Annotated in this window: 1 tRNA gene; it reads right to left on the bottom strand. The window is 38.1% G+C overall.

Annotated elements, in window-relative coordinates:
• Nucleotides 1-213: 213 nt before the first annotated feature.
• Nucleotides 214-289, bottom strand: a tRNA-Ala gene (locus tag KSF73_17345).
• Between the last annotated feature and the right edge of the window lie 44 nt (nt 290-333).

Raw genomic sequence — 333 nt, 5'->3', positions numbered from 1 at the left:
TTTGTGTTTTGCAATCAACCCAAATTTGATAAAACCAAGGAATTAACCACGATTTTATCGCATTGAATTTGTCTTACTTCTTCCATTTTTTTAAAGATCAAAGTACGAATTGACTTAAGAAGTCAAATAACAGCAAACTAAACGATTCGCTCTTATTTGATCTCTTAATTTTGATACAACCGATATCCACATTCTCACGATTATTTGTTTGAATGGTGGAGGTTGACGGGATCGAACCGACGACCCCCTGCTTGCAAAGCAGGTGCTCTCCCAGCTGAGCTAAACCCCCATAAGGATTCTATCGTTCGAGCCTTTACAAATTGCGCAAAGATT

It is taken from the genome of Burkholderiaceae bacterium DAT-1 (assembly GCA_019084025.1).
Classification (GTDB): domain Bacteria; phylum Pseudomonadota; class Gammaproteobacteria; order Burkholderiales; family Chitinimonadaceae; genus DAT-1.
The sequence above is the reverse complement of the archived record's forward strand: the minus strand, read 5'-3'. Positions and strand labels throughout refer to the sequence as shown.